Source organism: Rhodococcus sp. CH91, from assembly GCF_022554085.1.
GTDB lineage: Bacteria > Actinomycetota > Actinomycetes > Mycobacteriales > Mycobacteriaceae > Rhodococcus.
Genome location: NZ_JAKFYR010000002.1, coordinates 38632 through 65467, shown reverse-complemented (window position 1 = coordinate 65467; position 26836 = coordinate 38632). Strand labels below are relative to the sequence as shown.

The 26836-nt window shown below is 68.5% G+C and carries 18 protein-coding genes and 2 tRNA genes; 11 read left to right on the top strand and 9 right to left on the bottom strand.

Annotated elements, in window-relative coordinates; genetic code table 11:
- Positions 1–44: 44 nt before the first annotated feature.
- Positions 45–1163, bottom strand: coding sequence for a ferredoxin reductase (locus MOM01_RS03920; protein ID WP_241384104.1), 1119 nt, complete (start codon positions 1161–1163; stop codon positions 45–47).
- 154 nt (positions 1164–1317) lie between these two features.
- On the opposite strand from MOM01_RS03920, the gene MOM01_RS03915 reads away from it, so the two are divergent.
- The 4 genes from MOM01_RS03915 (at position 1318) to MOM01_RS03900 (ending at position 4749) form a co-directional block, all read left to right on the top strand.
- Positions 1318–1974: a TetR family transcriptional regulator gene (locus tag MOM01_RS03915; RefSeq protein ID WP_241384103.1), complete on the top strand. Its 657-nt coding sequence runs from the start codon at positions 1318–1320 to the stop codon at positions 1972–1974.
- Between the two features lie 70 nt (positions 1975–2044).
- Positions 2045–2878 (top strand): alpha/beta fold hydrolase, encoded by an 834-nt coding sequence (locus MOM01_RS03910; protein ID WP_241384102.1) that lies wholly within the window; start codon positions 2045–2047, stop codon positions 2876–2878.
- 87 nt (positions 2879–2965) lie between these two features.
- Positions 2966–3787: an acyl-CoA thioesterase gene (locus tag MOM01_RS03905; RefSeq protein ID WP_241384101.1), complete on the top strand. Its 822-nt coding sequence runs from the start codon at positions 2966–2968 to the stop codon at positions 3785–3787.
- Positions 3788–3918: 131 nt separating this feature from the next.
- Positions 3919–4749, top strand: a complete 831-nt coding sequence (locus tag MOM01_RS03900; protein ID WP_374112267.1) for an SGNH/GDSL hydrolase family protein — start codon at positions 3919–3921, stop codon at positions 4747–4749.
- Positions 4750–4755: 6 nt separating this feature from the next.
- Here MOM01_RS03900 and MOM01_RS03895 read toward each other — a convergent pair whose 3' ends face one another.
- Positions 4756–6129 (bottom strand): MFS transporter, encoded by a 1374-nt coding sequence (locus MOM01_RS03895; protein ID WP_374112266.1) that lies wholly within the window; start codon positions 6127–6129, stop codon positions 4756–4758.
- Positions 6130–6198: 69 nt separating this feature from the next.
- Between MOM01_RS03895 and cmrA the strand changes: the two genes are divergently transcribed.
- The gene (gene cmrA, locus MOM01_RS03890) at positions 6199–7005 is read left to right on the top strand and encodes a mycolate reductase (RefSeq protein WP_241384098.1); all 807 of its coding nucleotides are present in this window, start codon (positions 6199–6201) and stop codon (positions 7003–7005) included.
- Between the two features lie 55 nt (positions 7006–7060).
- Here the strand turns inward: cmrA and MOM01_RS03885 are convergent, their stop codons facing one another.
- Complete coding sequence (locus MOM01_RS03885; protein ID WP_241384097.1) at positions 7061–8593, bottom strand: helicase HerA-like domain-containing protein; 1533 nt, start codon at positions 8591–8593, stop codon at positions 7061–7063.
- A gap of 280 nt (positions 8594–8873) precedes the next feature.
- Between MOM01_RS03885 and MOM01_RS03880 the strand changes: the two genes are divergently transcribed.
- The 3 genes from MOM01_RS03880 to MOM01_RS03870 all read left to right on the top strand — a co-directional run bounded on the left by MOM01_RS03880 (position 8874) and on the right by MOM01_RS03870 (position 11173).
- On the top strand, positions 8874–10343 hold the full coding sequence (locus MOM01_RS03880; protein WP_241384096.1) for a flavin-containing monooxygenase: 1470 nt from the start codon (positions 8874–8876) through the stop codon (positions 10341–10343).
- Positions 10344–10415: 72 nt separating this feature from the next.
- The gene (gene orn, locus MOM01_RS03875; RefSeq protein WP_241384095.1) at positions 10416–11015 is read left to right on the top strand and encodes an oligoribonuclease; all 600 of its coding nucleotides are present in this window, start codon (positions 10416–10418) and stop codon (positions 11013–11015) included.
- 85 nt (positions 11016–11100) lie between these two features.
- Positions 11101–11173, top strand: a tRNA-His gene (locus MOM01_RS03870).
- Between the two features lie 228 nt (positions 11174–11401).
- On the opposite strand, the gene MOM01_RS03865 is transcribed toward MOM01_RS03870, so the two are convergent.
- Both MOM01_RS03865 and MOM01_RS03860 read right to left on the bottom strand, forming a co-directional pair.
- Entirely contained in the window at positions 11402–11545 is a 144-nt protein-coding gene (locus MOM01_RS03865) for a hypothetical protein (protein ID WP_241384094.1), read from the bottom strand.
- 326 nt (positions 11546–11871) lie between these two features.
- Positions 11872–13038: a L,D-transpeptidase gene (locus MOM01_RS03860; protein ID WP_241384615.1), complete on the bottom strand. Its 1167-nt coding sequence runs from the start codon at positions 13036–13038 to the stop codon at positions 11872–11874.
- A gap of 311 nt (positions 13039–13349) precedes the next feature.
- Between MOM01_RS03860 and MOM01_RS03855 the strand changes: the two genes are divergently transcribed.
- Positions 13350–13422: transfer RNA gene (locus MOM01_RS03855), tRNA-Lys, on the top strand.
- Positions 13423–13558: 136 nt separating this feature from the next.
- Here MOM01_RS03855 and MOM01_RS03850 read toward each other — a convergent pair.
- Positions 13559–13783, bottom strand: coding sequence for a DUF3618 domain-containing protein (locus MOM01_RS03850; RefSeq protein ID WP_241384093.1), 225 nt, complete (start codon positions 13781–13783; stop codon positions 13559–13561).
- Positions 13784–13872: 89 nt separating this feature from the next.
- On the opposite strand from MOM01_RS03850, the gene bcp reads away from it, so the two are divergent.
- Positions 13873–14346, top strand: coding sequence for a thioredoxin-dependent thiol peroxidase (bcp, locus tag MOM01_RS03845; RefSeq protein ID WP_241384092.1), 474 nt, complete (start codon positions 13873–13875; stop codon positions 14344–14346).
- 30 nt (positions 14347–14376) lie between these two features.
- Here bcp and MOM01_RS03840 read toward each other — a convergent pair whose 3' ends face one another.
- Positions 14377–15756: a dipeptidase gene (locus MOM01_RS03840; RefSeq protein WP_241384091.1), complete on the bottom strand. Its 1380-nt coding sequence runs from the start codon at positions 15754–15756 to the stop codon at positions 14377–14379.
- A 128-nt stretch (positions 15757–15884) separates the two neighbouring features.
- Here MOM01_RS03840 and MOM01_RS03835 point away from each other — a divergent pair, with 128 nt between their 5' ends.
- The gene (locus MOM01_RS03835) at positions 15885–16673 is read left to right on the top strand and encodes a TetR family transcriptional regulator (RefSeq protein ID WP_241384090.1); all 789 of its coding nucleotides are present in this window, start codon (positions 15885–15887) and stop codon (positions 16671–16673) included.
- Between the two features lie 20 nt (positions 16674–16693).
- Here MOM01_RS03835 and acpS read toward each other — a convergent pair whose 3' ends face one another.
- Together acpS and MOM01_RS03825 are read right to left on the bottom strand one after the other, a co-directional pair.
- Positions 16694–17092 carry a holo-ACP synthase AcpS gene (gene acpS / locus MOM01_RS03830; RefSeq protein WP_241384089.1) on the bottom strand — a complete coding sequence of 133 codons (399 nt, stop codon included), beginning with the start codon at positions 17090–17092 and terminating at the stop codon, positions 16694–16696.
- Positions 17093–17121: 29 nt separating this feature from the next.
- Positions 17122–26403 carry a type I polyketide synthase gene (locus MOM01_RS03825; protein ID WP_241384088.1) on the bottom strand — a complete coding sequence of 3094 codons (9282 nt, stop codon included), beginning with the start codon at positions 26401–26403 and terminating at the stop codon, positions 17122–17124.
- Positions 26404–26836 lie beyond the last annotated feature (433 nt).

Here is a 26836-nt window from a genome sequence, read left to right as displayed (position 1 = left end):
GATGTCCTCCAAAGGGTTCGGGGAGTGCCGGTGGCTCGGTCCACTCAGAGTTCGACGGCGACGTCGCCGACGGGGGCATTCACACAGATCTGGATGCGTCGGCCGGGCTCCGAATCGACATCCCCGGTGCGCACGTCACGCGTGCAGCCCGACAACCGGATGGCCGTGCAGCTGTGGCAGATACCCATCCGGCAACCGTGCTCGGGGCTGAGTCCGGCGGACTCCGCCTGTTCGAGCAGTGTCGAACCGGTGTTCCCGGCGACGATCCCGGATGCCGCGAAGGACACCTCTCCCCCGGCCTCACCCGGGGAGACGGCGGGTGTCCGCAGGGCGAACTCCTCGCTGTTCACCATCGTCCCGGAACCGTGGGAGGTGTAGACCTCGCGGATCTGTTCGAGCAGTTCCGGCGGTCCGCACACATAGGCCGGCGTGTCGGCATACCAGGGTGCGACGGCGGTGAGATGAGCCCGATCGAACCGCCCGTGCAGCAGCCCCTCGCCGGAACGGGTGTGCACGTGCACGATCTCGACGTTCGGCCGGGCCGCGAGGGCGTCGAGTTCGTCGCGCCGGGGGACGTGCTCGGGCGTGCGGGTGTAGTAGAGCAGGACCGCGGCCCCGTCGTATCCCTCCGCGACGAGACCGCTGAGCATCGACAGCACGGGGGTCAGGCCGGATCCCGCGGCGACGAACAGCAGTCGCCGGGGACGCGGATGCGGAAGTACGAACTCGCCTGCAGGAGTTCCGAGTTCGACGACGCCTCCGACTTCCGCGTGGTCGTGGAGATGCCGCGAGACGGTGCCCTCGGGGTGCAGACCGATGGTGAACCTGAGGTCGGGGCGCTCCTCGGTGCCGGCGTCGAGGACGGTCGGCGAGTAGCAGCGCGTGTACCGCACACCGTCCACGCGGACCGAGACCGTCACGTGCTGACCGGGGAGAGGCCGGCACGGCCGTGCGGGCCGCACCGTGATCGTGACCGAGCCGACGGCATTTCGGTCGACATCCGTAATCCGGGCATAATTCGCGGAGGTGACGAGGAGCGGATCCGCGAGTTCGAGATAGCGGTCCGGGTGGTGCGGATAGGAGAGCACTCCCAGGGCAGCTACCAGTGCTTTCCGCAGCGAACGCGGTCGAGTGGTGGAGCTCGGGAGGTCATGCACGATCATGTCTGTCCGCCTTTCGGTAGACCTCTGCGTGCTCAGTGAACGAGTGTGCACTGAAATCAGTGTGACAGCCGGATGCACCTATCTGTCAACCCGGATGTGACGGCGGTTACAGATGCATCCACGACGACGGCCGGGTGGTGCCTAGACTCGGGGCGTGTCCACAGCCTCCGCCCCTACCCCGGCAACGCGCGCCGAACGCAAGGAACGCACCCGGCAGGCACTTCTCGATGCCGCACTCGACCTGTCCGCGGACCGGGGGCTCGGCGCCGTGAGCCTGCGGGAGGTGGCCCGTCACGCGGGGATCGTGCCCACGGCGTTCTATCGGCACTTCTCCTCCATGGACGAACTCGGTGTCACCCTCGCGGCCGACACGATGCGCGTGCTGCGTCGCCTCCTACGGGAGGCGCGGCGCACACCCGGCCCTGCGGGCGCACGCCAGTCTCTGGACGTCCTGGTCCAGCAGGTGCGGGCACACAAGGCGGCCTTCCGCTTCCTGGCACGCGAACGCCACGGCGGGCTACCCCAGGTCGCATCCGCGATCTCCGTCGAACTGCGTCTGCTGACGAGCGAACTGGCAGCCGACCTGGGCCGCGCGCCCGGACTCGAGAACTGGGAATTCGACGACCTCGAGATGGCGGCGGACCTCCTGGTGACCGCGATGCTCGATTTCGTCCTCGATCTGCTCGCGGTCGACCGTGCCGGCAGCGAGCAGGAAGCGGACGTGGTCACCCGCGGAGAGAAGCAGATGCGCCTGATCCTGCTCGGAACAGCGGCATGGAAACCCGGGCGCACGACCCGGAAGCCGCGGTGAACTCCCTGCCGCGACCGGCGCGCACGGGAAATCGTGTCGGAGGCACGCGCCTTTCCGTAACGTGGTTCCCATGGCAGAGACCGGGCCCGCCGGGTACGACGAGCTGACCTTCGACGTTCGCGTGGCAGGCCCACCGGACGGAACCCCCGTCGTGCTCCTGCACGGCTTTCCCCAGACCTCGCGCAGCTGGACGTCGGTGGCGCGGCTGCTCGTCGAGCACGGTTTCCGTGTCGTCGCACCCGACCAGCGCGGATACTCTCCCGGCGCCCGGCCGGTGGGAGTGGACCACTACGGCATGCCGGCCCTCGCCGGGGACGTACTCGGCCTGCTCGACGAGTTCGGGATCGACCGGGTGCACCTCGTCGGACACGACTGGGGAGCGGCGGTGGCGTGGTATCTCGCAGCCCACCATCCCGACCGCATCTCGACCCTCACTGCGCTGTCGATTCCCCATCTCGCCGCCTACGGGTGGGCGCTGCGGGAGGACGACGACCAGCGCGAACGCGCGTCGTACATCCGTGTGTTCCGCGAGGAGGGCAAGGCGGAGAACCTCCTTCTCGCCGACGACGCGAGACGTTTGCGAGCCATGTTCGCGCCCAGCGTGGGCCGCGATGCCGTCGATCATTACGTGGCGACGCTGGCGGCTCCCGGTGCGCTCACCGCCACCCTGAACTGGTACCGAGCGATGACCCGCGATCTGGATGCGACTCCTGTCGTCCGGGTGCCCACCACCTACATCTGGAGCACCGGCGACACGGCGATCGCACGGGCCGGCGCCGAGCGGTGCGGCGAATTCGTGGATGCCGATTACGAATTCGTGGTTCTCCCGGACGTCTCGCACTGGATCCCGGAGGAGGCGCCCCGCGAGGTTGCGGATGCCGTACGACGGCGCGGAACCGCGTGACGACAATCCGAGCATGTCGCGCAAGAATGTAGCCGCGACCTCCGGTCGCCCAGTGCGAACGACCCCGTTGCTTCGAGGAGCCCTGCCATGACCGACACCTCGGTGACCACACATGCCTTCGACGCCGCCGTCGACCTGTTCCCGGTCCGTGAGGACCACACCGAGGGGCACACCCACCCGGCCTACGCGAACATGGTCGGACCGTTCGGTGGCGTCACCGCCGCAACCGTGCTGCGGGCGATCGAACGGCATCCCGAGGTGCTCGGCAGCCCGATCTCCTTGACGGTCAACTTCGCCGGTCCGATCGCCGACGGGCCGTTCGACATCACGGTGCGGCCGGTGCGCACGAACCGCTCCACCCAGCACTGGTCGGTCGAACTCGCCCAGGCCGGGGAGGTCACCACCACCGCGACAGCGGTCTTCGGCCTGCGCCGTCCCACCTGGTCGTCGACAGAGGTGAGCGCACCTGCTGTGCCCGTCGCCGACTCGATCGAACCGACGCCGCTTCCCGACTACATCGCATGGGCGCGCAACTACCGGATGCGGTTCACCGACGGTGCGGTCCCCGCCGAGGGAAGTGCCGAGAACTCCGACTCCACCTCCACCCTGTGGGTGGACGACGTCCCTGCCCGGCCTCTCGATTTCGCCTCGTTGACCGCGATGTGCGACATCTTCTATCCGCGTGCGTTCCTGCGTCTGGGCAAGGCCGTGCCCGCCGGGACGGTTTCCCTGACGATCTACTACCACGCCGGTGCCGGAACCGTGGCCGCTCAGGGCACCGAGCCTCTCCTCGCCACCGCGCGCGCCCACCGCTTCGGAGAGGGCTTCTTCGATCAGAGCGCGCATCTGTGGGGACGCGACGGCGCGCTGCTCGCCACCTCCCATCAGGTGGTGTACTTCAAGGCGTGATGCCGCGGCGCCGGCCGGCGCCGATGTAGCCTCGAATTCACGCACCCCGGGAGAAGTCGAGGTCCTCCGTGCACATTCCGGCACTGTTCAGCAGATCGGGCCTCGGCGCATGCGCCGCAGTGGTGTTCGTCATGGCGGGAACCGCCGGGTGTGCCGCCGACACCCCGGAGGCGACCCCACTGGAGGGTTACGACTCGTACGTCGCGCTGGGCGACTCCTTCACCGCCGGACCCGGCATCCCTCCACAGACCCAGGGCGACCCGTGCGGGCGGTCGGGAAGCAACTATCCGACGCTCGTCGCCGCCGAACTCGCGATCACCGATTTCGTCGACGTCTCGTGCAGCGCCGCGGACTCGACCGCTTTCACGCTCCCGCAGACCACCTTCGGGGGCGCGACGGTGCCTCCCCAGTACGACGCGCTCCGAACCGACACCGAGCTCGTGACCGTGGGCATCGGTGGCAACGACATCGGTCTCGTCCAACTGGCACTCGGGTGCGTCAATCTGGCGGCACCACCGCAGGGCGCGTCGTGTGCGGTCACGAACACCGCCGGCGGCACCGACCGATTCGACGAGGCGATCGACACCTTCGCTCCCACCTACGACACAGTGGTGGACGAGATCCGGCGTCGCTCCCCGGATGCCCGCATCGTCCTCGTCGGGTACCCCACCGGGATCCGCGACGGTGGTTGTTTCCCGCAGCAACGCATCTGGCCGGACGATGCGACCTATCTACAGGCGAAGATCGACCGGCTGAACACGGTCATGCGTGAGCAGGCCGAGGCCGCCGGTGTGGATTACGTCGACCTTCGTGACTCGACCCGGGGGCATGACGCGTGTGCCGATCCCGACAATCGGTGGATGGAGGGTCTGCAGGTCACCGCCGGCGCGATCCCGCTGCATCCCAACGCTGCCGGCCACCACAACGCCGCGGATCGGGTGCTCGCCGAACTCGGCGACTGAGCACGGTCAGGATCTCGGGGACATCTCCGGAGAGCGCACAGCGAGCAGCGCTGCCAGACCGGCGGCGAGCACGACCAGCAACCCCACGATCCCGGCCCGGTCGGTACCGAACCACCATGCGAAGAAACCGAACAGGGTCGGTGCGAGGAACGACACCGCGCGGCCGGTCGTCGCGTAGAGACCGAACATCTGTCCTTCCCGGCCGGGAGGGGTGATACGCGCGAGGAAGGTACGCGCCGACGACTGTGCCGGACCGACGAACAGGCACAGCACGAGACCGAATATCCAGAACATCCCCGGTCCCGAGACCACGAGAAGCACGATGCCGGTCGCGATCATCGAGACGAGTGAACCCACGATCACGGCCTTGGGCCCGATCCTGTCGTCCACCCGCCCGGCCAGAAGTGCTCCGAGCGCGGAGACGACGTTCGCGGCGACACCGAAGAGCAGAACATCTCCCGTCCCGATCCCGTAGACGGTGACCGCGAGGACCGCACCGAAGGTGAACACACCCGCGAGACCGTCCCGGAACAGCGCGGATGCGCCGAGAAACCAGATGGTGCGACGATCCGTCCGCCACAACTCGCGAAGATCGCCCCACAGCACCCGGTAGGACTCCACGAAACCGGCATGGCGGGTGACGTCCGCCTTCGTGACGGGCTTCTCCGGTACGGAGAGCAGCACGGGCACGGCGAAGACCGCGAACCACACTGCCGCGAGCAGGGCCACGAGCCGGATGTTGGTGCCCTCCGCGGTCGGCACGTCGAGCAGCCCCCGCCTGTCACCGTCGCCGGCGATGAACCCGGCGTAGCACGACAACAGCAGCACGATGCCGCCGAAATAGCCCATCGACCAGCCGAAGCCCGACACCCGGCCGATGTTCTCCTGCGTCGACACCTGCCGCAGCATCGAGTTGTACGGAACCTGCGCCAGTTCCGACATCACGGACGCAACACCGAGCAGCACGAGGCCCAGCCACAGATAGTGGTAGTCGTCGCGAACGAAATACATCGCCGCCATCGCGGTGACGGTGACTGCCGTGAGCAGACCGAGCGACCACTTCCGCCGTCCGGCCGCGTCGAAGCGCTGCCCGAACACCGGCGCGGTGACCGCGATGACGAACCCGGCGATGCCGAGCGACCAGCCGAGCCAGGTGCTCGCCGAGATACCCCCGGGCAGGTCCTTGCCCACGGAATCGGTGAGATAAACGGAGAACACGAACGTCAGGATCACCGCGTTGAACGCCGCCGAGCCCCAGTCCCACAGCCCCCAGGCGAGGACCTGACGACGCGTCGCGGCCTGGCCGTGGCCTGCTTCACCCGCCGTGCGCGTGTACTCGGTCATGTTCCGGAGCCTAGGCTTCCGGCGAGTTCGCGGCACCACCCGAGTCCACAATGCTGCCCGGCTGTGTAGGAGAGCCCGAAAGCCCTGCCGCTACGCTGACCCACTGTGACTCTGCCGAATCCCCATCCCGATGCCCGTGCCGTCGTCACCGGAGCGTCCTCCGGCATCGGTGAGGCCCTCGCCACCGAGCTCGCCGCCCGCGGCCACTCGCTGATCCTCGTCGCCCGTCGCGGCGAGGTGATGGAAGCCCTCGCCGAAACCCTGCGCGCGAAGCACGGCGTGACCGTCGAGGTGCGCGCGTGCGATCTGTCCGATCGCGACGCGCGGAGACCCCTCGTCGACGAACTCGGCCGCCGCCGCATCAGCATCCTGTGCAACAACGCCGGGATCGCCACCTTCGGTGCCGTCGCGGAGCTCGACCCCGGGTACGAGCGCGCGCAGGTCGAACTCAATGCCGTCGCCGTCCACGACCTCACGCTCGCGGTGCTTCCCGGAATGGTGGAACGGAATTCGGGCGCGATCCTCATGGTGGGTTCGGCAGCGGGCAACATGCCGATTCCCAACAATGCCACCTACGCTGCGACGAAGGCGTTCGTCAACACCTTCTCCGAGTCGCTGCGCGGCGAACTCAAGGGCACCGGTGTGCACGTCACGCTGCTCGCACCCGGCCCGGTGCGTACCGAGGAGCCCGATCCCGCGGAGGCGTCGATCGTCGACAAGCTCGTGCCCGACTTCCTGTGGATCTCGAGCGAACACACAGCGAAGGTATCGCTCGATGCGCTCGCGGCGAACCGGATGCGGATCGTTCCCGGTGTGATCAGCAAGGCGATGTCTGCGGCGGGGCAGTTCGCTCCGCGTTCGATCTCCGCACCGATCGCCGGCGCGTTCTACAAGAAGCTCGGCGGCAACTGAACGTCACCGCCGTCGGCGACGGGCCGTTCTCACCGCCGTCGGCGACGGCCCGTTCTCACCGCCGTCGGCGACGGCCCGCGCCGAACAGGCTCCGGTCGATCTCTCGTCCGGCCGTGGACGCCGACGATCGCAGGAAGCTGCGATGCACCGCACTGCCGAGGACCCGTTCCACGACGGACGGCTCGCCCGTGGTCGCGGTGTCCGGTGAGAGCTCGGAGGCGGGTTCGACGTCCGTCGCCCCCACGACCGACGCGGTGAGCTTCTCGTAAGCCGATTCCCGGTCGATGACGCGACCGTATTTGCCGTAGAGCGAGTTCGCCTGCGCCGATGCGCGCATCGCGCTCTCCCCCACCGTCCCTATCAGGGAGCGTGGTGCGCGCAGGCGGGTCCAGGCGACGGGTGTGGGCGCACCTACCTCCGACAGGACCGTGACGATGGCTTCGCCGGTGTCGAGCCCGGCCAGCGCTTCCGTCAGGTCGTAGGCGTCCGTCTCCGGGAAGGTACGCACGACCTCCGCGAGCGCGTGCCGGTCCTCGGGCGTGTCGGTGCGCAGGGCATGCTGCACCCGCGCGCCGAGTCGCGCCAGCACGCTCCCGGGGATGCCGGTGGGTAGCGGCGTGCAGAAGACCAGCCCGACGCCCCTGGAACGGATGACATCGATGGTCTGTTCGACCTGTTGCAGGAAGGCCTCCGACGCGTCGGTGAAGAGCAGGTGGGCGTCGTCGAGGACGAGGACGAGCCGGGGCTTGTCGACGTCGCCGACCTCCGGCAGGACCTGGAAGAGATCCGCGAGCAGCCACAGGAGAAATGTCGAGTACAGGACGGGGCGACCGGCGGCAGCGCCGAACTCGAACAGATGGATCGTGCCGTGCCCGTCGATCACCCGCAGCAGGTCCTCGATCTCGAGTTCCGGCTCCCCGAAGATCCCGGCACCTCCTGTGCTCTCGAGGTCGGCGACGGCGCGGAGGATCGGGGCGACGGACTCGGGCGACAGGGTGACGAGTTCGCCGCGCCCCTCGTCGCTCGTCAGGTGCCGGATGACCTGGCGCAGGTCGGCAAGGTCGAGCAGCGGAAACCCGTGGCGGTCGGCCCAGCGGAAGACGAGACCGAGGACGGATTCGGGGTCGGCCTCGAGTCCGAGAACCTTCGACAGCAGGATGGGCCCGAACGACGTGACGGTGGCGCGGACCGGGATACCGACGCCGTCGGCGCCGAGCGAATAGAAGGACACCCGATATCCGGTCGGGGTCCACGATTCGTCGCCGGTATCGCCCGCCCGGGTGAGCACGGCCTCGGCGGGCTCTCCGGCGGCCGAGAGACCCGAGAGGTCGGACCGGATGTCCGCCATCACGACCGGGATCCCTGCCGACGACAGCTGTTCCGCCACCACCTGCAATGTCGCGGTCTTGCCCGTGCCGGTGGCGCCGGCGACGAGGACGTGCCGGTCGAGCGTCGCGAGCGGGATGCGTACCGGAGCGTACGGATCGGCGACGCCGTCCAGTACGACCGTTCCCAGCTCGAGTGCCTCACCGATCACCTCGTATCCGGACGCGATGGCCGCAGCGGAGATCTTCGGATTGCCGGTCATGCCTCGCCCCCCCCTTCGGCGTCGGCCTGTGTCCATCCGCGACGGTACCCGGCCGTCGGCGCTCCGAAGGACCATTCGTATCGCATGCCGGAATTGTCGCATTACAGTGATTTCCCTCACAGCTTCCGCCTCGATTCCACCCGTGCGGGAACCTCGGGTGACCTGCGCGTTCCGTGCGAGAATCCATCAGCTCGAGAGAAGCAAGGATCATTCGCAAAATCAATTACCTGTGCTAGCAACGAACTACGCAACACATTTTCACGAGCACAGGAGAGACACATTGACGTCCAAGATCGCCATTCTGGGAGCAGGTCCCAGCGGACTCGCGCAACTGCGCGCATTCGAAGCCGCACGGAAGGCCGGTCTGGAAGAGATCCCCGACATCGTCTGCTACGAGAAGCAGCCGGACTGGGGTGGAATGTGGAACTACACCTGGCGCACGGGCCTGGACGAGAACGGTGAACCGGTCCACGCCAGCATGTACCGATACCTGTGGTCCAACGGCCCGAAGGAATGCCTCGAGTTCGCCGACTACTCCTTCGAGGAACACTTCGGCCGGCCGATCCCGTCGTACCCGCCTCGCGCGGTCCTCCTCGACTACATCATGGGGCGCGTGGCGAAAAGCGATGTGCGCAAATACATTCGATTCAACACCGCGGTGCGCTGGGTCGACTGGTCCGACGAGACGCAGAAGTTCACCGTCACGGTCGCGGACCACGAGCGCGACGTCCTCGAATCCGAGGAGTTCGACCACGTCGTCGTCGCGACCGGCCATTTCTCGACCCCGAACGCCCCCCACTTCGACGGTCTCGACCGCTTCCCCGGACGAGTACTCCACGCTCACGACTTCCGTGACGCCCGTGAGTTCACCGGAAAGCGCCTCCTGCTCGTCGGCAGCAGCTATTCGGCCGAGGACATCGGGACACAGTGCATCAAGTACGGAGCCGAGCAGGTCACCTTCAGCTATCGCACCGCCCCGATGGGTCACGACTGGCCCGAGCAGTTCTCCGAGGTTCCGCTCCTCACGCATGTCGAGGGCAATACCGCGCACTTCCAGGACGGCAGCAGCCGCGAGGTCGACGCCATCGTGCTGTGCACGGGATACAAGCACCACTTCCCGTTCCTGCCCGACCACCTGACGCTGCGCACCCGCAACCGGTTGTACCCCCGGAACATCTACAAGGGGATCTTCTTCCAGGACAATCCGCGACTGATGTACCTGGGCATGCAGGACCAGTACTTCACCTTCAACATGTTCGACGCCCAGGCCTGGTACGCGCGGGACGTCATGCTGGGCCGGATCGCCCTTCCCGACTTCGAGACCCGGGAGAAGGACATCGACCTCTGGAGTTCCCGCGAGGAGGCACTGTCGTCGCCGTCCGAGGACATCGACTTCCAGGCCGCCTACATCCGTGATCTCGTCGACCGCACGGACTATCCCGAATTCCACGTCGAACGCCAGGCCGAGGTGTTCAAGCAGTGGAAGAAGGACAAGAAGCGCGACATCATGGGGTACCGCAACCACAGCTACGCGTCGACGCTGACCGGCACCGTGGCACCACCTCTCCCGGCTCCGTGGATGGAGATCCTCGACGACTCCCCCGAGTCATTCCTGAGGCACGACTTCACCTCCGGCGGCACCGCACGGGAGGCGGCCGCTCCAGGCCGGACCCTCGACCGGAACCGCGTTCCGTCGGCGCGCCGGGCCGGCCGGACGGCCGCACCGCGCACCCTCTCCGGGAAGGCGTGACAGGAGGGCTTCCGCTTGCCGCGCACGACACCGGCCCTTGTCGGTGCGGCTCCGGTGGCTAGTCTGTCTCTCGTGCAGGACAAACTCGTATGGATCGACTGTGAGATGACGGGGCTGCGGCTCGGCAGCGACAAACTGATCGAGATCGCGGCTCTCGTTACCGACAGCGATCTCAACGTGCTCGGCGAGGGCGTGGACATCGTGATCCACGCCGATGACGACGCTCTCGCCGACATGCCGGAGGTCGTGCAGCAGATGCACGAACGGTCCGGACTCACCGAGGAGGTGCGCCGCTCGACCGTGAGCCTCGCCGAGGCTGAGAAGCAGGTCCTCGCGTACATCCGGGAGCACGTCCCCGAGCCGGGCACCGCACCGCTCGCCGGGAACTCCATCGCGACCGACCGCGGCTTCATCACCCGCGACATGCCCGAACTCGACAACTACCTGCACTACCGGATGGTGGATGTCAGCTCGATCAAGGAACTGTGCCGGCGCTGGTATCCGCGCATCTACTTCGGGCAGCCGGAGAAAGGCTTGTCGCACCGGGCTCTCGCCGACATCAAGGAGTCGATCCGGGAGTTGCGCTACTACCGGCGCACCGCCTTCGTAGCTCCCCCCGGGCCGAACCCCGCCGAGCTCAGCGCCGTGGTCCAGGAGCTCGGACCGGCCTGACCTGCCGATTCGTTTTTTTCGTCATCGTCAGGCTAGTATCTGTACCGCAGGCGCAAGCGACCGAAGGTTGCCGGCGAATGCGATGGTGAGTGTAGTTCAGTTGGTAGAGCACCAGGTTGTGATCCTGGCTGTCGCGGGTTCGAGTCCCGTCACTCACCCCGAAGAAGGCCCCCGATCGGATTTCCGGTCGGGGGTTTCTTCGTTTCCGGATCGCTACGGTCCCATCACCCGACCCACGAAGGCCGTGACCTCGGGCATCGACCGCTCCACCGTCGTGAAGTGCCCACCCATGTAGACCCGGTAATCCCATGTAGACGCGGTAATCGACCTCCGCTCCCGCAGCCTTCATCTCCGCCGCATGGGCGGCCGACAGCGCAGGGGCACCATCACGTCGTGGACGCCGTGCTCGAGGAGGCCCGGGCGGTCTCGTATCCGGACCCGGGAACGGCGAGATAGTCGTCGAGCAGGCCCGGCATGGGGTCGTGCGACAACGGCCGGGCGAGCAGATCCCCGACGGCGACCTCGCTCACCGAGCCCGCCGGCCCTGGATCGGGAAAGCCGGGCACGCCGATCGTGAACGCCCGCTCGAGATTCGCCGGCGCCCTGCGACTGTCCCATCACCATCCACCGCTCCGACAGCGATGCCTCGACAGCACGGGCGGCACGGACGATGTCCGACGATGCTGCGGGCTGCGCTCGGGCCGTCGAGATATCGGTGGAGCCCTTCGGAGCCGAGACCCGGATAATCGGCGGAGACCACCGCATAACAGGAATCGAGCCAGTGCCCCGGATACCTCTTCTCGGGGTCCGATCGGGCGGTGCGGGTCGTCGCGCGAGCGGACGGCCCCCTCCGTCGTCACGCCGCGGCGTTACCGGCCTTCCACGTCGACCACGGGATGTTCCAGTCGCCGAGGCCGTCCGTCCCCGAGAGGGTGCCTCCGACGGTGTTGCGGACGACGACGATGTCGCCACGCTTGGTGTTGTCGAAAATCCATTTCGCGTTGGCCGGGCTCAGGTTCAGGCAACCGTGACTGACATTGCGGACCCCCTGGTCGCCGAGGGACCACGGCGCGGAGTGGAAGAAGATGCCGCTGTAGGACATGCGCACCGCCCAGTCCACCGGCGTGCGGTAGCCCTGGGCCGAGTCCGCAGGGACGCCGTAGGTCGACGAGTCCATGATCATGTTCTCGAAACGGTCTCCGATGACGTAGACACCGTTCGGGGTCGGGGTGTCGTCCTTACCGAACGAGGTCGGCATGGTGATCACGTCGACACCGTTCCGGTTGACCGTGACCTGTTTGGTCACATCGTCCGCGGTGATGATCACCGCATCGCCGACGGTGAAGGTCGAACGGACGTCGGACTGGCCGAAGAGGCCGTCGCCGAGATCCTTGCCGTAGACGTCCACGTCGACGGTGACCGTGGTGCCGGGAGTCCAGTAGTTCTCCGGACGCCACCGCACCTCACGGTTGTTGACCCAGTAGAAGGCGCCCTCGACAGGCGGGTTCGTGGTGACGGCGATGGCCGCCTCGGCCGCGAGCCGATCCGGGATGTTCTCGTCGAACTGCACGGCGATCGGCTGACCGATACCGACGATCGATCCCTCGCCGGGCAGCACGTAGGGCTGGGTGAGATTCGCCGGCGAGGAGGTGGTGAACGATGCGACCGAGCTGGTCGCGCCTCCGAGGCCGTACGCGACGGTCTCGAGCGTGTAGGACCGGTTGTACCCGAGCGGTTCGGTGTTGACCCAGCTCAGACCGTCGGCGGCGAGTTCACCCGCGACGGGTTCACCCGCCGGATCGAGAAGCGCCACCGAATCGAGTTTGCCGTTGACGACCGACACCGTCACCGGATCGATCGGCAAGAACCCGACCGATCCGTCGGTCACACTCGACGACACGGTCGGTTTGATCAGCGCAGCGACCGGGTTGGAGTCGATGGGCACCTCCTCGGCACCCGTGCCCGCCCCGCCCGCGCACCCGGTGACGAATGCCACAACGCCGACGACGACCATCCCGAGCATCCCCCGCACCCGACGGTTCCGGGGGTTCCTCGCACTCACTTCCGCCACTGCCACTCTCCGATCCTGCCTCCCCCGAAGGCCTGAAACTGCACGTCACACCACGTGAACACGATGATGCCAGCTGCGCGTGCAGCCGCCCCGGCGCGACCCCCGGACCGCCGATAACGTTCGAATGACAATCGCTCCGGCGGCCGGATCCGTTACGCCTCGGGGTCGAAGAAATCGCTCTGACCAGCCGATTTGGCGCGCCGAAAGACGATGTGTAATGTTCTCTTCGTCGCCGGGACAACGGCCCGGAGACACACCGCCAAGCGCCATTAGCTCAATTGGCAGAGCAGCTGACTCTTAATCAGCGGGTTCGGGGTTCGAGTCCCTGATGGCGCACAACACGAAGGCCGGATACCGGAAACGGTGTCCGGCCTTCGTCGTTCGTGCATCCCGTACCGCATCACAGCCCGTCCGGTCACGAAACGAAAGCACCCACGCCGTTCGACGTGGGTGCCCTGCGAAGCGTGGAGGATCAGCGCAGAATTCTGCGCAGCACCAGCAATCCCACGACAGTGCCCGCCGCGATCATCGCGTACTTCTTCACCTGCGGCTGGTTCAGCTTCACGACGATGGTCTGCTTCGTGTTCGCCACCAGATTCTTCGGGTTGGCGCGGACGCTCAGTTCGTCGAGTGTGCTCGCGAGCTGGTTGCGGGCTTTCTCGATCTCCCGCTCGATGTCCTCGGTGTCCCTACCCACGTGTCCTCCAGAAGGTCGCTGCAGTGTGCTGCGACCACGGTAATGGACGCACGCCGGGAATGGATGCACGGTCCACTACTCTCGCGATCATGACCGAGAACAGCAGACTCGCCCCCGGCGATCCCGCCCCCGATTTCACCCTCCCCGACGCCGACGGCAACGAGGTGTCGTTGTCGGACTACCGCGGACGCAAGGTCATCGTGTACTTCTACCCCGCCGCGAGCACTCCGGGGTGCACCAAGCAGGCCTGCGACTTCCGCGACAGCCTGGCCGAGCTGAACGAGGCCGGCCTCGACGTGATCGGCATCTCGCCCGACAAGCCCGCCAAGCTCGCGAAGTTCCGCGACGCCGAGCAGCTCACCTTCCCGCTGCTGTCGGATCCCGACAAGGCCACTCTCGCGGCATGGGGCGCCTTCGGGGAGAAGAAGATGTACGGCAAGACCGTCACCGGCGTCATCCGCTCGACTTTCCTCGTCGACGAGGAGGGCCGGATCGAGGTCGCGCAGTACAACGTCCGCGCGACCGGTCACGTGGCGAAGCTGCGCCGCGACCTGTCCGTCTGACCGGACGGATCATCCCCGGAGCGGTGTGGTTCAGCGATCCGCCCGCCGGTCGAGGGAGGTCAGCAACAGCGCTTCCGCCACGGCGAGATTCTCGATCTCGGTCGGGTCGACGCTCTCGTTCGGGGCATGGATGACGCAGCGGGGTTCCTCGACGCCGATCAGGGCGATCTCGGCCCGCGGCACGGCGCGCTGCAGCGCGGTGCACAGCGGGATCGAGCCGCCCTGGCCGGCAGTGCCGACCTCACACCCGTAGGCGGTCTCGAGCGCCGCTCGCAGCGCCGCGTAGCCGGGACCGTCCGTCGAGGCGCGGAACGGTTCGCCGAGCACGTCCCGTTCGATACGCAGGTGCGCACCCCAGGGCACGTGTGCCTCGAGGTGCGCGACGAGCGCGTCCTGGGCGGCGCGGGCGTCGACGCCGGGCGGTACGCGCAGGTTCAGCCGCGCGGCCGCCCGCGGCACCACGGCGGCCGCCGACCCGACGACGGGCGGGGCATCGATCCCGAGGACGGTGAGCGCCGGCCGGGCCCACACGGCGTCGGCCACCGTGCCGGAGGTGGGCAGCGCGACGCCGTCGAGGACACCGGCGTCGGCACGGAAGCGGTCCTCGGGATACGGGACACCCTCCCAGGTCGCGGTGCAGTCGAGTCCGTCGACGACCGTGTCGCCGTTCTCGTCACGCAGGGTGCCCAGCAGGTGCACGAGCGCGGCCAGGGCGTCGGGGGCCGCTCCCCCGTACATCCCGGAGTGGATCTCGCCCTTCAGCGTCTCGATGTGGACGTCGACGTTCGCGATTCCCCGCAGCGTCGTCGTCAGGGTGGGCCGCCCGACCTCCGCGTTGCCGCTGTCACCGATGACGATGAGGTCGGCGTCGAACAGGTCGGGGCGTTCGGCCACCAGCCGGTCGAGCCCGGCCCCGCCCATCTCCTCCGAACCCTCGATCACGATGCGCACTCCGACCGGCAGCGGCCCGTCCTCGCGGAGGGCACGAAGCGCGAGCAGGTGCATCATGATGTTGCCCTTGCAGTCGGCCGCACCGCGGCCGTACCAGCGACCGTTGCGTTCGGTGAGGGCGAAGGGCTCACTGTGCCACAGTGATTCGTCACCGGGAGGCTGAACGTCGTAGTGACTGTAGAGCAGGACGGTGGGAGCGCCTTCCGGCGCGGGGGTGTGCCCGAGCACGGCGAGTGAACCGTCGGAGGTCTCGATCGTCTCGACGTTCTCGACCCCCGCCGCGGTGAAGGCATCGCGCACCCAGTTCGCAGCACCGACGCATTCCTCGACCGGGAACTGGCGCGGGTCCGCGACGGAGCGGAACGCGACGAGGCGGGCGAGTTCGTCCCGAGCTGTCGGCATCGCCGCCCGGATGCGCTCCCGGATCTCGTGTGATCGGTCCGTGCCTGTCGATGTCATGTTCGTCCTCCGCAGGTGGGATGAGTACGTCGATTCCGTCCAGCAGTCGTTCACCACCGCCGAGCGGTGACACTCGGACTCGCATCGAGTATTCGGGAAAGTACGACCGTCCGGCTAGCCTGGGGCGCGTGGAGTCAGCAACGAACGGCCGCCGCGCCCCGCGCCGGATCGATCCGGCGCTCGAGGTTCAGGCCGAGCCCCAGGAGCTCGTGCCCCGCCGGCGGCCCACCCAGGAGCGCAGCCGCCGCAAGTTCGACGCACTGCTGGCCGCCTCGCGGGAACTGCTCACCGAGGTCGGTTTCGAGTCGTTCACCTGCGAGGAGGTCGCGTCCCGCGCGGATGTCCCGATCGGCACGCTGTACCAGTTCTTCGCCAACAAGTACGTGATCGTGTGCGAACTCAACCGGCAGGATCTCGTCGGAGTCCAGGAAGAACTCGCGAAGTTCAACGGCCGCATCCCCTCCGTCGACTGGTTGCGTTTCCTCAACAGCTTCGTCGACCACCTCGCCGGATTGTGGACGACCGACCCCTCGCGGCGGGAGGTGTGGCTGGCGATGCAGTCCACCCCGTCCACCCGCGCGACCGGCGCCATCCACGAACGCGAGTTCGCCGAGCAGGTCGCCCGGATGCTCGCGCCCCTCACCCCGGACACCCCGCGGCCGCGCCGCAAACTCATGGCCGAGGTGCTCGTCCACATCGTGTACTCGATGCTGAACTTCTCCGTACAGGACGACCAGACACACGCCGACGCCGTCGTCGAACTCAAACGGATCATGGTCGCCTATCTGCAGGTCGCCGAACAGGATTCCCGCGCCCAGGCCAAGCGACGTAAACGACGCGAGGAATCCGAACGTCGACGCGCAGAGCAGGAGACGGAAACGGCTCGGGCCGAGGAAGCTCCCACTCCCTCGGCCTGAGCACCGCCGTAACAGTTACCTCACCCGTCCGCCTCGTCGAGGACGACGAACGCGCCGGCCATGTCCCCGTCGTGAGTGAGCGAGACGTGGATCCGCATCCCGGTCAGCCTCTCCGCGACCTCCCGGTGCAGTCGGATGCTCGGGCGTCCCCACGCATCGGACACCACCTCGATCTGCTGGTGGATCGTCTCCGGCAACACCGGTGGACTCCCGAACAGCGAGGCCGACCACGCCTTGATCACCGCTTCCTTCGCCGCCCACCTGGCCGCGAAGTGCCGAGCGGGATCGGAGCTGCGGGTGTTCGCGTCGCGACGCTCGCCCGGCGTGAAGTTCGCCAGCATCGTCGTTCCCGTACGACTCAGCTGTTCCGCGAACTCCGGCACCGACACGAGGTCGAACCCGACACCCGCAACTCCCATTCCCGTACTCGCCCGTCCTGCTCGGCCGACTACTTGCAGCCGGGCAGACCGGAGCGGTACACCTCGTCCTCGCCGAGGCGTGCCTCCGGCGAGAGCAGCATGTCCGCCTCGAGCTGACGCGTGGCCGAAGCCGGCACGTGATCGCCACCGAGGCGACGATCCGCGGGCCGCTGGTAGAGCGAGGCGCCACCGGTCATCGCGTCCACCAGGCGACGCTTGCCTGCCACGGTGCGCTCGGCAGCCCGGGCCAGGTAGGCGTCCCGGCGCTCGGCCGGGATCGCCTCGACGAACGCCTGCGGATGGACCACCGCGATCAGACCCGACACGTGCCCGAACCCGAGGCTCGTGAGCATGCCCGCCTTGAGCGGGAGCTGCTCGCCGAAGCGGATCGGCGTGCGCGGCCACACCAGGTGCTCGAACTCCGCCATCTTCTCGTCGACGCAGTCGAGGCTGCGGTTCGGCGGAACCACACCCTGCGCGAGGATCTGGCACAGGCCGATCAGCTGGAAGGCGGCGGCGCCACCCTTGGCGTGACCGGTCAGCGACTTCTGCGAGACCACGAACATCGGGTTGCCCTCGCTGCGGCCCAGTGCTGCGGCCAGACGCTCGTGCAGCTCGGCCTCGTTCGGGTCGTTCGCCGCGGTCGAGGTGTCGTGCTTGGAGATCACCGCGATGTCGTCGGCGGTGAGGCCGAGCTTGCGCAGTTCCTTCGCCAGACCCGACTCGCGTCCACCGCGACCCGCACCGAGGGCACCGATGCCGGGCGCCGGAATCGAGGTGTGCACACCGTCGGCGAACGAACCCGCCCAGGCGACCACACCGAGAACCGGCAGGCCCATCTCGAGCGCGACATCGCCGCGGGCGAGCAGGATGGTGCCGCCACCGGCCGATTCGACGAATCCACCGCGACGACGGTCGTTGGCGCGGGAGAAGCGGCGATCGCTGATGCCCTTGGCCTGCATGTCCTCAGACTTCGCGGTCGCGGACATGTCACCGAAGCCGACGATGCCCTCGATACCGAGATCGTCGAAGCCACCGGCGACGACCAGGTCGGCCTTGCCGAGCTTGATCTTGTCCACGCCTTCTTCGACGGAGACCGCAGCCGTGGCGCATGCCGCGACCGGGTGGACCATCGCGCCGTAACCGCCGACGTACGACTGGACGACGTGCGCAGCGATGACGTTCGGCAGGGCTTCCTGCAGGATGTCGTTCGCGCGGGACTCGCCGAGCAGCGTGTCGATGTACAGCGACCGCATCGACGACATGCCGCCCATACCGGTGCCCTGCGTGTTGGCGACCATCGACGGGTGCACCCAGCGCAGCAGCTCGGACGGGGTGAAGCCACCGGTGAGGAAGGCGTCGACCGTGCTGACGATGTTCCACAGACCCACCCGGTCCACGGAGTCCGCCATGTCGGCGGGGATGCCCCACTTCGTGACGTCGAAGCCGGTCGGGATCTGGCCGCCGACCGTGCGGGTCAGCTTCGCCTTGCGCGGCACGCGGATCTCGGTGCCGGCCTTGCGGGTGACGGTCCAGTCGCCCGACTCTGCGTCGACCGACGCGACCGTGTTCTCCGGATCGGAGTCGACGAACGCGCGGGCCTCGGCCTCGGAGCCGACGACGAAGGACAGGTCCTTGTCCAGGAAGACCGAGGTGAGCAGCGGGGCCGTGTTGTCGATCATCGCGCCGTCGTCGCCGTAGCGGCGGATGCCGCAACGCTCGACCACCGCGTCGTGGTAGCGGTCGGCGATCTCCGCCTCAGGTACCAGTTCACCGGTCTCGGTGTCGTAGAAGCCCGGCTTCGGATCGTTCTCCCAGCCGATCAGGCCCGTGACCCACGCCAGTTCGAGCACACCGGCGGCCGACAGTTCCTCGTCGACCTCCATCTCGAAGCGGGTGCGAGCGGAGCCGTAGGGGCCGAGCTCACCGGCACCGACGATGACGACCATGTCGGCCAGGTCGGCGGTGACCGTGCCCCACTCGGGGGTCGGCAGCGCCTCGGCGCGCGGAGGTTCGGGCAGCGCCGCGATGGTCGCGGTGTGATCCTCGGTCTCCTCGACGGCGTCGGCCGCGTCCTGCGCCTGCTTCGCGAGCGCGGGCAGGTCGACGTCCACCTCGGACAGGCCACCGGTCAGATCCGCCACGAGCGGCGCGTCGGCCGCGAGGCGCTTGGCTTCCGGCGTGACGAGCCGGCACAGTTCCTCGGCCATCTCGTCCGTCGACCAGGTGCGGACACCGGCAGCCTCGACGGCCTCGACCAGCGGGTCGTTGCCACCCATCAGGCCCGTGCCGCGCACCCAGCCGATGAGGGCGTGGGCCAGGGTGACGCGCTCGGCCCAGGTGCGCTCGGCGCTCCAGCGGTTGATGATCGCGTCGAGTGCGGCCTTGGCCTCACCGTAGGCACCGTCGCCACCGAACTTGCCGCGGTTCGGCGAACCGGGCAGCACGACGTGCAGGTGGGTGTCGACGTCGCGGTCGTACCCGATCTTCGACAGTCCGGCGATCAGTCGCTCGACCGACCACAGCAGCACCCGCATCTCCATCTCGGCGCGCGCCCCGGCGTCGGCGAGCGAACCCGCCACACGCGGCGCGGCGAACGGGAAGAGCAGCGTCGGGGTCAGCGCGTCCTTGATCAGCTTCTTCGCACCACCGGCGACCTCGACGGTCTCGGTGCCGAGCCACTCGATCAGGGCATCGACGTCGCTGTAGGACGCCATGTTCGCGGGAACCACCCACAGAGCGGCACCGGCGCGGGCGTTGCGGGCGTACAGCTCCTTGTAGAAGCCCAGGCGGCTGTCGTTCAGCGAGGACGTCGTGACGACGACCGTTGCACCACCGGCGAGCAGCTTCGCGGCGACGGCTGCGCCGATACCGCCCTTGCTGGCACCGGTGACCACGGCCACCTCGTCCGCGTACTCGGCACCCTCGGTGACGAGGGCGGCCTCGGCGATCGCGGCGTAGGTCTGCGCGAGCTCCGCGCGACCGGTCTCGGTGGCCTTGCGTCCCCAGAAGGCGGCGTGCGCGGCGACGGTCCGGCCGGCGCCCGTGAAACGTTCGGTATCGAACTGTTCACCGAGCCAGACACGGGCCAGATCCTCGCGGGCGGTGGCCCAGCGATCGTCGATCAGGACGGCCTTGCGCTCGTCGAAGGCCGGAGCGACCAGCCGCGGCCAGTCGGATCCGAGTTCCGCCGACACCAGGTCGACGAGTTCGTCGTCCGCCTTGTCCGCGATGCCCGAGACCTGCTCGGTGTGGCCGAGCTGTTCGAGTACCAGGCGGGCGGCGTTCGCGAGAACGCCGTCACGGCCGGTGATCTGCTCGGCGAACTCTCCGAGCGCGGCGGCGTCGACGGTCGCGCCTCCACCACCACCGGCGGACGGCATCGACACGGCGATTCCGCGGCGCGACGCGACCGACTGCACAGCGGCGTCGATCAGCTTGTCGACGGAAGCGGCGTCCGAGAGCGCACCGTCGGTGAGCCCCCCGAGATCGCCACCTCGAACGGACGAGCCCTCACGGCTGCCGAGAGCGGCCTCCGCGGTGACGTGCGATGCCCAACCCTCGCCCAGGCCCCACACCTTCGTGACCCGATCGGCGATGTAGCCGGGGCGCTTGCCGGACGGACCGAAGACCTTGCGCAGGTGATCGTTGATCGAATCCGTCAGCACCGGGCCGAACGGACGGTAGGTGCGGGCCAGACGGTCGACCGTGCCGGCGAGAGCGCCCATGTCGGCGTCTGCGGCACCGTCGATCGCGCCGAGCGACAACTCGGAGCCGAGGTCGACGAGCAGCTGGTTGCGCCGCGAGGACACGCCGTCGCACAGCGCCTCGATCGTGTCGGCCGGGCCGATCTGGTCCGGGCGCAACTTCGTCCACAGGGCGATGAGCACCCTGGTGGCATCGGCTGCCTTGAACGCGATGTCGTCCGGGGCCGGACCGCCCGCCGGTGCAGCGGGCGCCGCAGCAGGTGCCGGCGCCGCAGCAGCAGCAGGCGCGGCGTCGGCGGACGGAGCAGCGGGCTCGTCGTCCTCGACCGGGGCCGGATCGGTATCGGTCGAGTAGACGATCGACGCCTCACGCTCGATGTTGAGCACCTCGACGGGACCACCGAAACGACCGGGCAGCTTGAGCGTCTGCGATGCCAGGTTCGCCACTGTCGGAGCGCTGCCGAGGCCCACCTCGACGAACCGCTCGACACCGAGACCGCCGTCGGCCTCGTCGGCGAACAGCAGATCCTGCGTCTCGATCCAGCGGACCGGTGACGCGAACTGCCAGGCGAGCAGCTCGGCGAGCACCACACGGGTCAGCTCGACGGGCTTGGCCGCCCAGCTGTCGAAATCCGCGAGGACCTCGGCGAGCGGCTGCGAGGGCACCAGATCGGCGATCTCCTGGACGAACCCGCGGCCCAGCTCGAACGGCTTGGGCACGAGATTCGGGATGTACCGGCCGATGAGGATGTTCGGGTCGATCTCCTGCGGCAGCAGTGCGAGCAACCGCTCACGGAAGTCGTCGACACCGCCACGCAGCACCGTCGAGTGGAACGGCACGTCGATGCCCGGGACCAGGATGAACGCGCGCTTGCCACCGAACTCGGCGACCTTGCGCTCGATCACCGATTCGAGGGCTTCGAGGCCCGCGACGGTACCGGCGATCGCGTACTGCGAACCGCGCAGGTTCAGGTTGACGATCTCGAGGAACTCTCCGGTCTCCTCGGCGACACCGGCGACGAAGTCCTGCAGGTCGTCGTCGGCCACGCCGAACTGCGACGGCCGGATCGCGGCCATGCGGTAGTTCGACCGGCCCTGCTCGTCGCGCGGCACGAGAGCGTGCATCGCGGAACCGCGCTGGAAGACCACCTCCAGGACGGCTTCGAGCGGCAGGACACCGGCGACCGCGGCGAGAGCGTTGTATTCGCCCACCGAGTGACCGGCCAGGAAGGCGTCCTCGACGAACGCGCCGGACTCCTTCAGCTCGGCGATCTGCGCGACACCCAGCGTGGCCATCGCGACCTGCGTGAACTGCGTCAGGTGCAGCACGCCGTCGGGGTGCTTGTGGGTGACTCCGCGGGCCTTGAGGACGGTCGGGTTGTCGCGGACCACGGCGAGGATCGAGAAGCCGAGAGCCTCACGGGTGTGCTTGTCCGCGCGCTCCCAGATCTCGCGGGCGGCCTTCGAGCGGGCACGGGCGTCGAGGCCCATGCCGGGGCGTTGGATGCCCTGGCCCGGGAAGGCGTAGACCGTCCTGGGCGCGGCGATCCGGCCGGTCGCGACCATCACGAGATCGCCGTCGACGCGGCAACCCACCTCGACGACCTCGGCGCCACCGTCGGTGGCGATGCGATCGACACGCACATCGATCTTCGCGCCCGGGCGGACCATGCCGAGGAAGCGGGCGGTCCAGGAGGTCAGACGACGGGCGGGAAGCTTCGCGTCCTGCTCGATCGCGGTCACCACCTGCTGGGCCGCGGCCGACAGCCACATGCCGTGGACGATCGGCGTGCCCAGTCCCGCGAGCAGAGCCGCGTTACCGGAGGTGTGAATCGGGTTGTGATCGCCCGAGACCTTCGCGAAGGCGCTCATGTCGGTCGGGGCGACGATGACGGCGTCCCGGCGACGGCGACGCGGCGTGTCGGTGGCCGCCTCGGTCAGGGCACCACCGGCGCGGGCCGGATCGGCGAGTTCGGCGGTGCCGGTGCGGCCGCGGATCGCGAAGCGCTCGGCGAGCGTCGCGACCACCCGGTCGCCCGAGCCGTCCCCGCTGTCAGCCGTGATGACCACGTGCACCTCGACGACGCGACCGAGGTCGGTGTCGGACACACCGGTGACCTCGGCCTTCACTCCGAGGAAGGCGGGCTCGGTGGGCAATCCGCTCGTCACGTCGATCCCGTGATCGAGGTGGACCAGGTCCAGCATGCCCTCGATCACCGAGAGGCCGGTGCCGGTGCGGGCGGCACCGAGCGCGGCGAAGACGGCCGGCCAGCAGGCACCGACGAGGACGTCGGGAACACCGTTGCCGCTGGGGGTCAGGTTCTGCGGCAGACCCGAGCCGGTGACACCGGCGTGGTCGGCGACCTTCTCCGGCAGCCAGCCCAGGGTGATGCGGGCAGCGCCCTTCCTCACCTCCGGCAGCTCCTGACCGGCGGCGACACCGAGCAGCGCCGACATCGACGCGTCCGCATCGGCTTCGGTGACGACGGGCGCACCGCCCGAGACGACCGAAGCCGGCACGGTCAGGCGGATCTCGACGGCCTTGCCGCGTACCAGCGGCACACGCAGGCCCACGTGCTCGTCGTCGAGGATCGTCAGAGTCGCACCCGTCGGGGCGTGCGAGGCCGCGGTCTCGGACTCGACGGTCCACTCCGTGAGATCACCGAGACGGTGGATCGGGTTGCGCGTCTGGCGGCCGGCCCACGAGACGTCGGGTGCGGACAACACCGCGTCGAGCAGACCCGACGCGATGTCGCGGTGGCGGCGGGCTGCGAGCTCCACCGGCTCCACGCCCTCGGCGAGGAGTTCGTCGGCCGTGGCCTTCTCGAAGCGGTCGAGGAGTTCACCGACCGGCTCGTCGACGCGGGTGATACCGGCGACGGCGACGGTGCCCGGGATCACGCACACCTGATCGGCGGAATACCGCGGATCGTGGGCCTGCCACAGCGAATCCGAACGCCACCAGCGGCGCACATCCCGGTCGATCACCGGGACGAAGTTGACCGGCTTGCCCGGGCTGCGGCACAGGGACACGAAGAACGGCACGTCGGCGGGGTGCAGCACGACCTCGCCCGCGTCCGTGTACTGGGCCGCGAGCGCCTTGAGCGCGGCGTACGGGCGCTCGAGCACCGCGTCGTCGTCGAACAGGGTCGGGATCGGACCCCGGCAGACGGGATGCAGACGTGCCTCGGCGCGCTGCAGCATGTCGCGGAAACGCTCGCGCCACGACACATCCGTCCACGGGCTGGTGTGCGCCTCGGCCAGGATGTCGCCGAGGTCGCTGCCGCAATCGAACTCGGCGGCGTCGTCGGGGCCGACCGCCAGTTCGAGGTAGCGCTCGAGCCACTGCAGGTAGGTCATGGAGTCGAGATCGCCGAAATACGGCTTCGCCGTGCCGTTCAGGGCTTCGATGATCTCGTCGCGGCGCGCGGCGACCGCCTCGGCATCACCGGCGACCTCGTCGAGCAGACGGCCCGTGCGGGAGGCGGCGTTGTCGATCTCGTGGATGTCGGCGCCGAGCTGACTACGGCCGGAGGCCATTCCGCCTGTCGCGGTACCCGCGGCCACCCAGTCGGGCGTGCCGGGCGTGTCGACGAGGAGCTGCTTGACCTCGGGTGAGGTGGTGGCCTCGAGGGTCGCCATCGCCGCGGTGCCGACGAGGATGCCGTCGAGCGGCATGGCCGGGAAACCGTGAACGGTGGACCAGCGGCCCGTCAGGTACTCGGCCGCCTTCTCCGGCGTACCGATACCGCCGCCGACGCACAGCACCAGGTTCGGGCGCGTGCGCAGCTCGGCGTAGGTGTCGAGGAGCAGGTCGTCGAGGTCCTCCCACGAGTGGTGACCACCGGCGCGACCGCCCTCGATGTGGGCGATGACCGGGTAGTCGGGAACCTCGTTGGCGATGCGGATCACCGAACGGATCTGTGCCACCGTGCCCGGCTTGAAGGCGACATGCTCGATGCCGGCCTCACGCAGATCGGAGATGATCTGCACGGCCTCGTCGAGCTCCGGGATACCGGCGGTGACGACGACCCCGTCGAAGGGCGCACCGGCCGCGCGGGCCTTGGGCACCAGACGCTTGCCACCGACGTGCAGCTTCCACAGGTAGGGGTCGAGGAACATCGAATTGAACTGGACGGCGCGACCCGGCTCGAGCAGCTCGGTCAGCTCGGCGACGTGGTCGGCGAAGATCTGCTCGGTGACCTGACCGCCGCCGGCGAGTTCGGCCCAGTGGCCGGCATTCGCGGCCGCGGCGACGATCTTCGGATCGACGGTCGTGGGAGTCATACCCGCGAGCAGGATCGGTGAGCGGCCCGTCAGGCGGGTGAAGGCCGTCTCGACGGCGATGCGGCCGTCCGGCAGCGCGACCGGCTTCGGAGCGAACTCCGACCAGGCACGCGGAACCTCGGGCTCGGCGCCCGGAGTGAGGAGGTTGCGCTGACCGCCGCGGGTCGCGGCGGCGATGATGCCGACGCCCTGACCGCGCAGACCCGAGCTGGTCATGCGGGTGAGGAGCTCACCGGGACCGAGGTCGAGGATCCACGAGGCGCCCGATGCGACGGCGGAGTCGACCTGCTCGACCCAGTCGATCGGGGCGACGAGGATGGCCTCCGCCAGGCTGCGGGCGAGTTCGGCGTCGAGCTCGCAACGAGCTGCCCAGTCGGCGACCTGCTCCACGGCGTCCGCGAAGGCGGGGTGATGGAAGCCGACCTCGGCCGCGACGGGCTCGAAGGCCGGGGAGAAGACCGCACCGCCGCGCTTCTTGGCCTCACGCTCGCGGGTCTCCGCGGCGGAGATCTGCTCGCAGCGCTGCTGCACGCGCTCGAGAGCGGCGGGCGGGCCCGACAGGACGACGCGACGACGGGCATTGCGGATCGCGACGACGGCGCTGCGCTCGGGATCCTGGCCCTCGAAGACCTCGGCGACGATCGCGCGCAGGCGCTCGGGGTCGACGTTGGCGACTGCGAGCATCGGGTACCGGCCGGCGCCGGAGATCAGGCCGCGGCGACGACCGACGAGGGTCGCGGCGGCACCGATGAGCTGGGCGATCGCCAGGATCTCGGCGTCCTTGCGGCCGGCAGCGGCGACGGACTCGACGGCGAGGACACCCTGAGAGTGTCCGATGACCGCGCTCGGTGCCACGGAATCGATGTCGAGGCCCTGGTTCGCGAGCGCGCGCAGCGCGGCGACCTGGGTGAGGAAGACGCCGGGCAGCGACACGGCGGCAGAAGTGAGGGCAGCTCCGGACGGGCCGGTGGGCGCGTCGTCCTCGTCGGCGAGTTCGTTCTCGAGGATCCAGGCGACGGGATCGAATCCCGTCGGGCGGACCACCACGAGGTCGCTCGCGACCGGATCGAGGTGGGCGGCGGCACGGTTGACCAGGTCGGTGAGCACGGGTTCGAGGCCGTTGTCACGGCTGAGCTCCTCGAGCGAGGTGAGCCAGGGGGCGCCCTGGCCGCCGAACGCGAGCGCGTAGGGCTCCCCCGCGAGGAGCTTGTCGACCAGGGCACGGGCCGGAGCAGCTGCCGTGGACCGGTCGGTGGTGCGTCGTGATGCCTTCGAGTTCCGTCCGTTGTCGCCTGGTGTGGTCTCGTCGATCGTCACGCGTGTGGTTCCTCTCCTGAACACCCCGGCGTCGAGGCATCGATGGTTCAGCGCTGCGCGCCGGTGTGCTGCTGGACTAGTGGTCCGCTTTCGGGCACGCCCAGGTTCGCACAAAATCATGAGGGGTTCCTCATGTTTTGTTGCGCGCAATTTGCGGCATCCTTCCCCGACCGGTGATTTCCCTCACAGCTGTCCGAAAAAGTAACCGGTCGGTAACCCGGATCACTCCTGGCCGGACGGGTGCATGGACGTCCATGAACCCGAGGAAACCCTCACGTTTTTCGTTATACAATCGTTACCTGTTGACGACGGCGCGATCGCATGCATCCGGCGACCCGAGGCTGTCGGACAGCCGGGATAGCCTTCCGCTCGAATCGAACACACATTCGAGGGGGGCGATATGACGCGGCGGGTCAAGTACACGAAAGAGATG

What these genes read in the sequence shown, in the direction of transcription:
- MOM01_RS03920 (WP_241384104.1), bottom strand. Translation starts at nt 1,163, where the DNA reads ATGATCGTGCATGACCTCCCGAGCTCCACCACTCGACCGCGTTCGCTG.
- MOM01_RS03910 (WP_241384102.1), top strand. Translation starts at nt 2,045, where the DNA reads ATGGCAGAGACCGGGCCCGCCGGGTACGACGAGCTGACCTTCGACGTT.
- MOM01_RS03905 (WP_241384101.1), top strand. Translation starts at nt 2,966, where the DNA reads ATGACCGACACCTCGGTGACCACACATGCCTTCGACGCCGCCGTCGAC.
- MOM01_RS03900 (WP_374112267.1), top strand. Translation starts at nt 3,919, where the DNA reads ATGGCGGGAACCGCCGGGTGTGCCGCCGACACCCCGGAGGCGACCCCA.
- MOM01_RS03885 (WP_241384097.1), bottom strand. Translation starts at nt 8,593, where the DNA reads ATGACCGGCAATCCGAAGATCTCCGCTGCGGCCATCGCGTCCGGATAC.
- MOM01_RS03860 (WP_241384615.1), bottom strand. Translation starts at nt 13,038, where the DNA reads ATGCTCGGGATGGTCGTCGTCGGCGTTGTGGCATTCGTCACCGGGTGC.
- bcp (WP_241384092.1), top strand. Translation starts at nt 13,873, where the DNA reads ATGACCGAGAACAGCAGACTCGCCCCCGGCGATCCCGCCCCCGATTTC.
- MOM01_RS03840 (WP_241384091.1), bottom strand. Translation starts at nt 15,756, where the DNA reads ATGACATCGACAGGCACGGACCGATCACACGAGATCCGGGAGCGCATC.
- acpS (WP_241384089.1), bottom strand. Translation starts at nt 17,092, where the DNA reads ATGGGAGTTGCGGGTGTCGGGTTCGACCTCGTGTCGGTGCCGGAGTTC.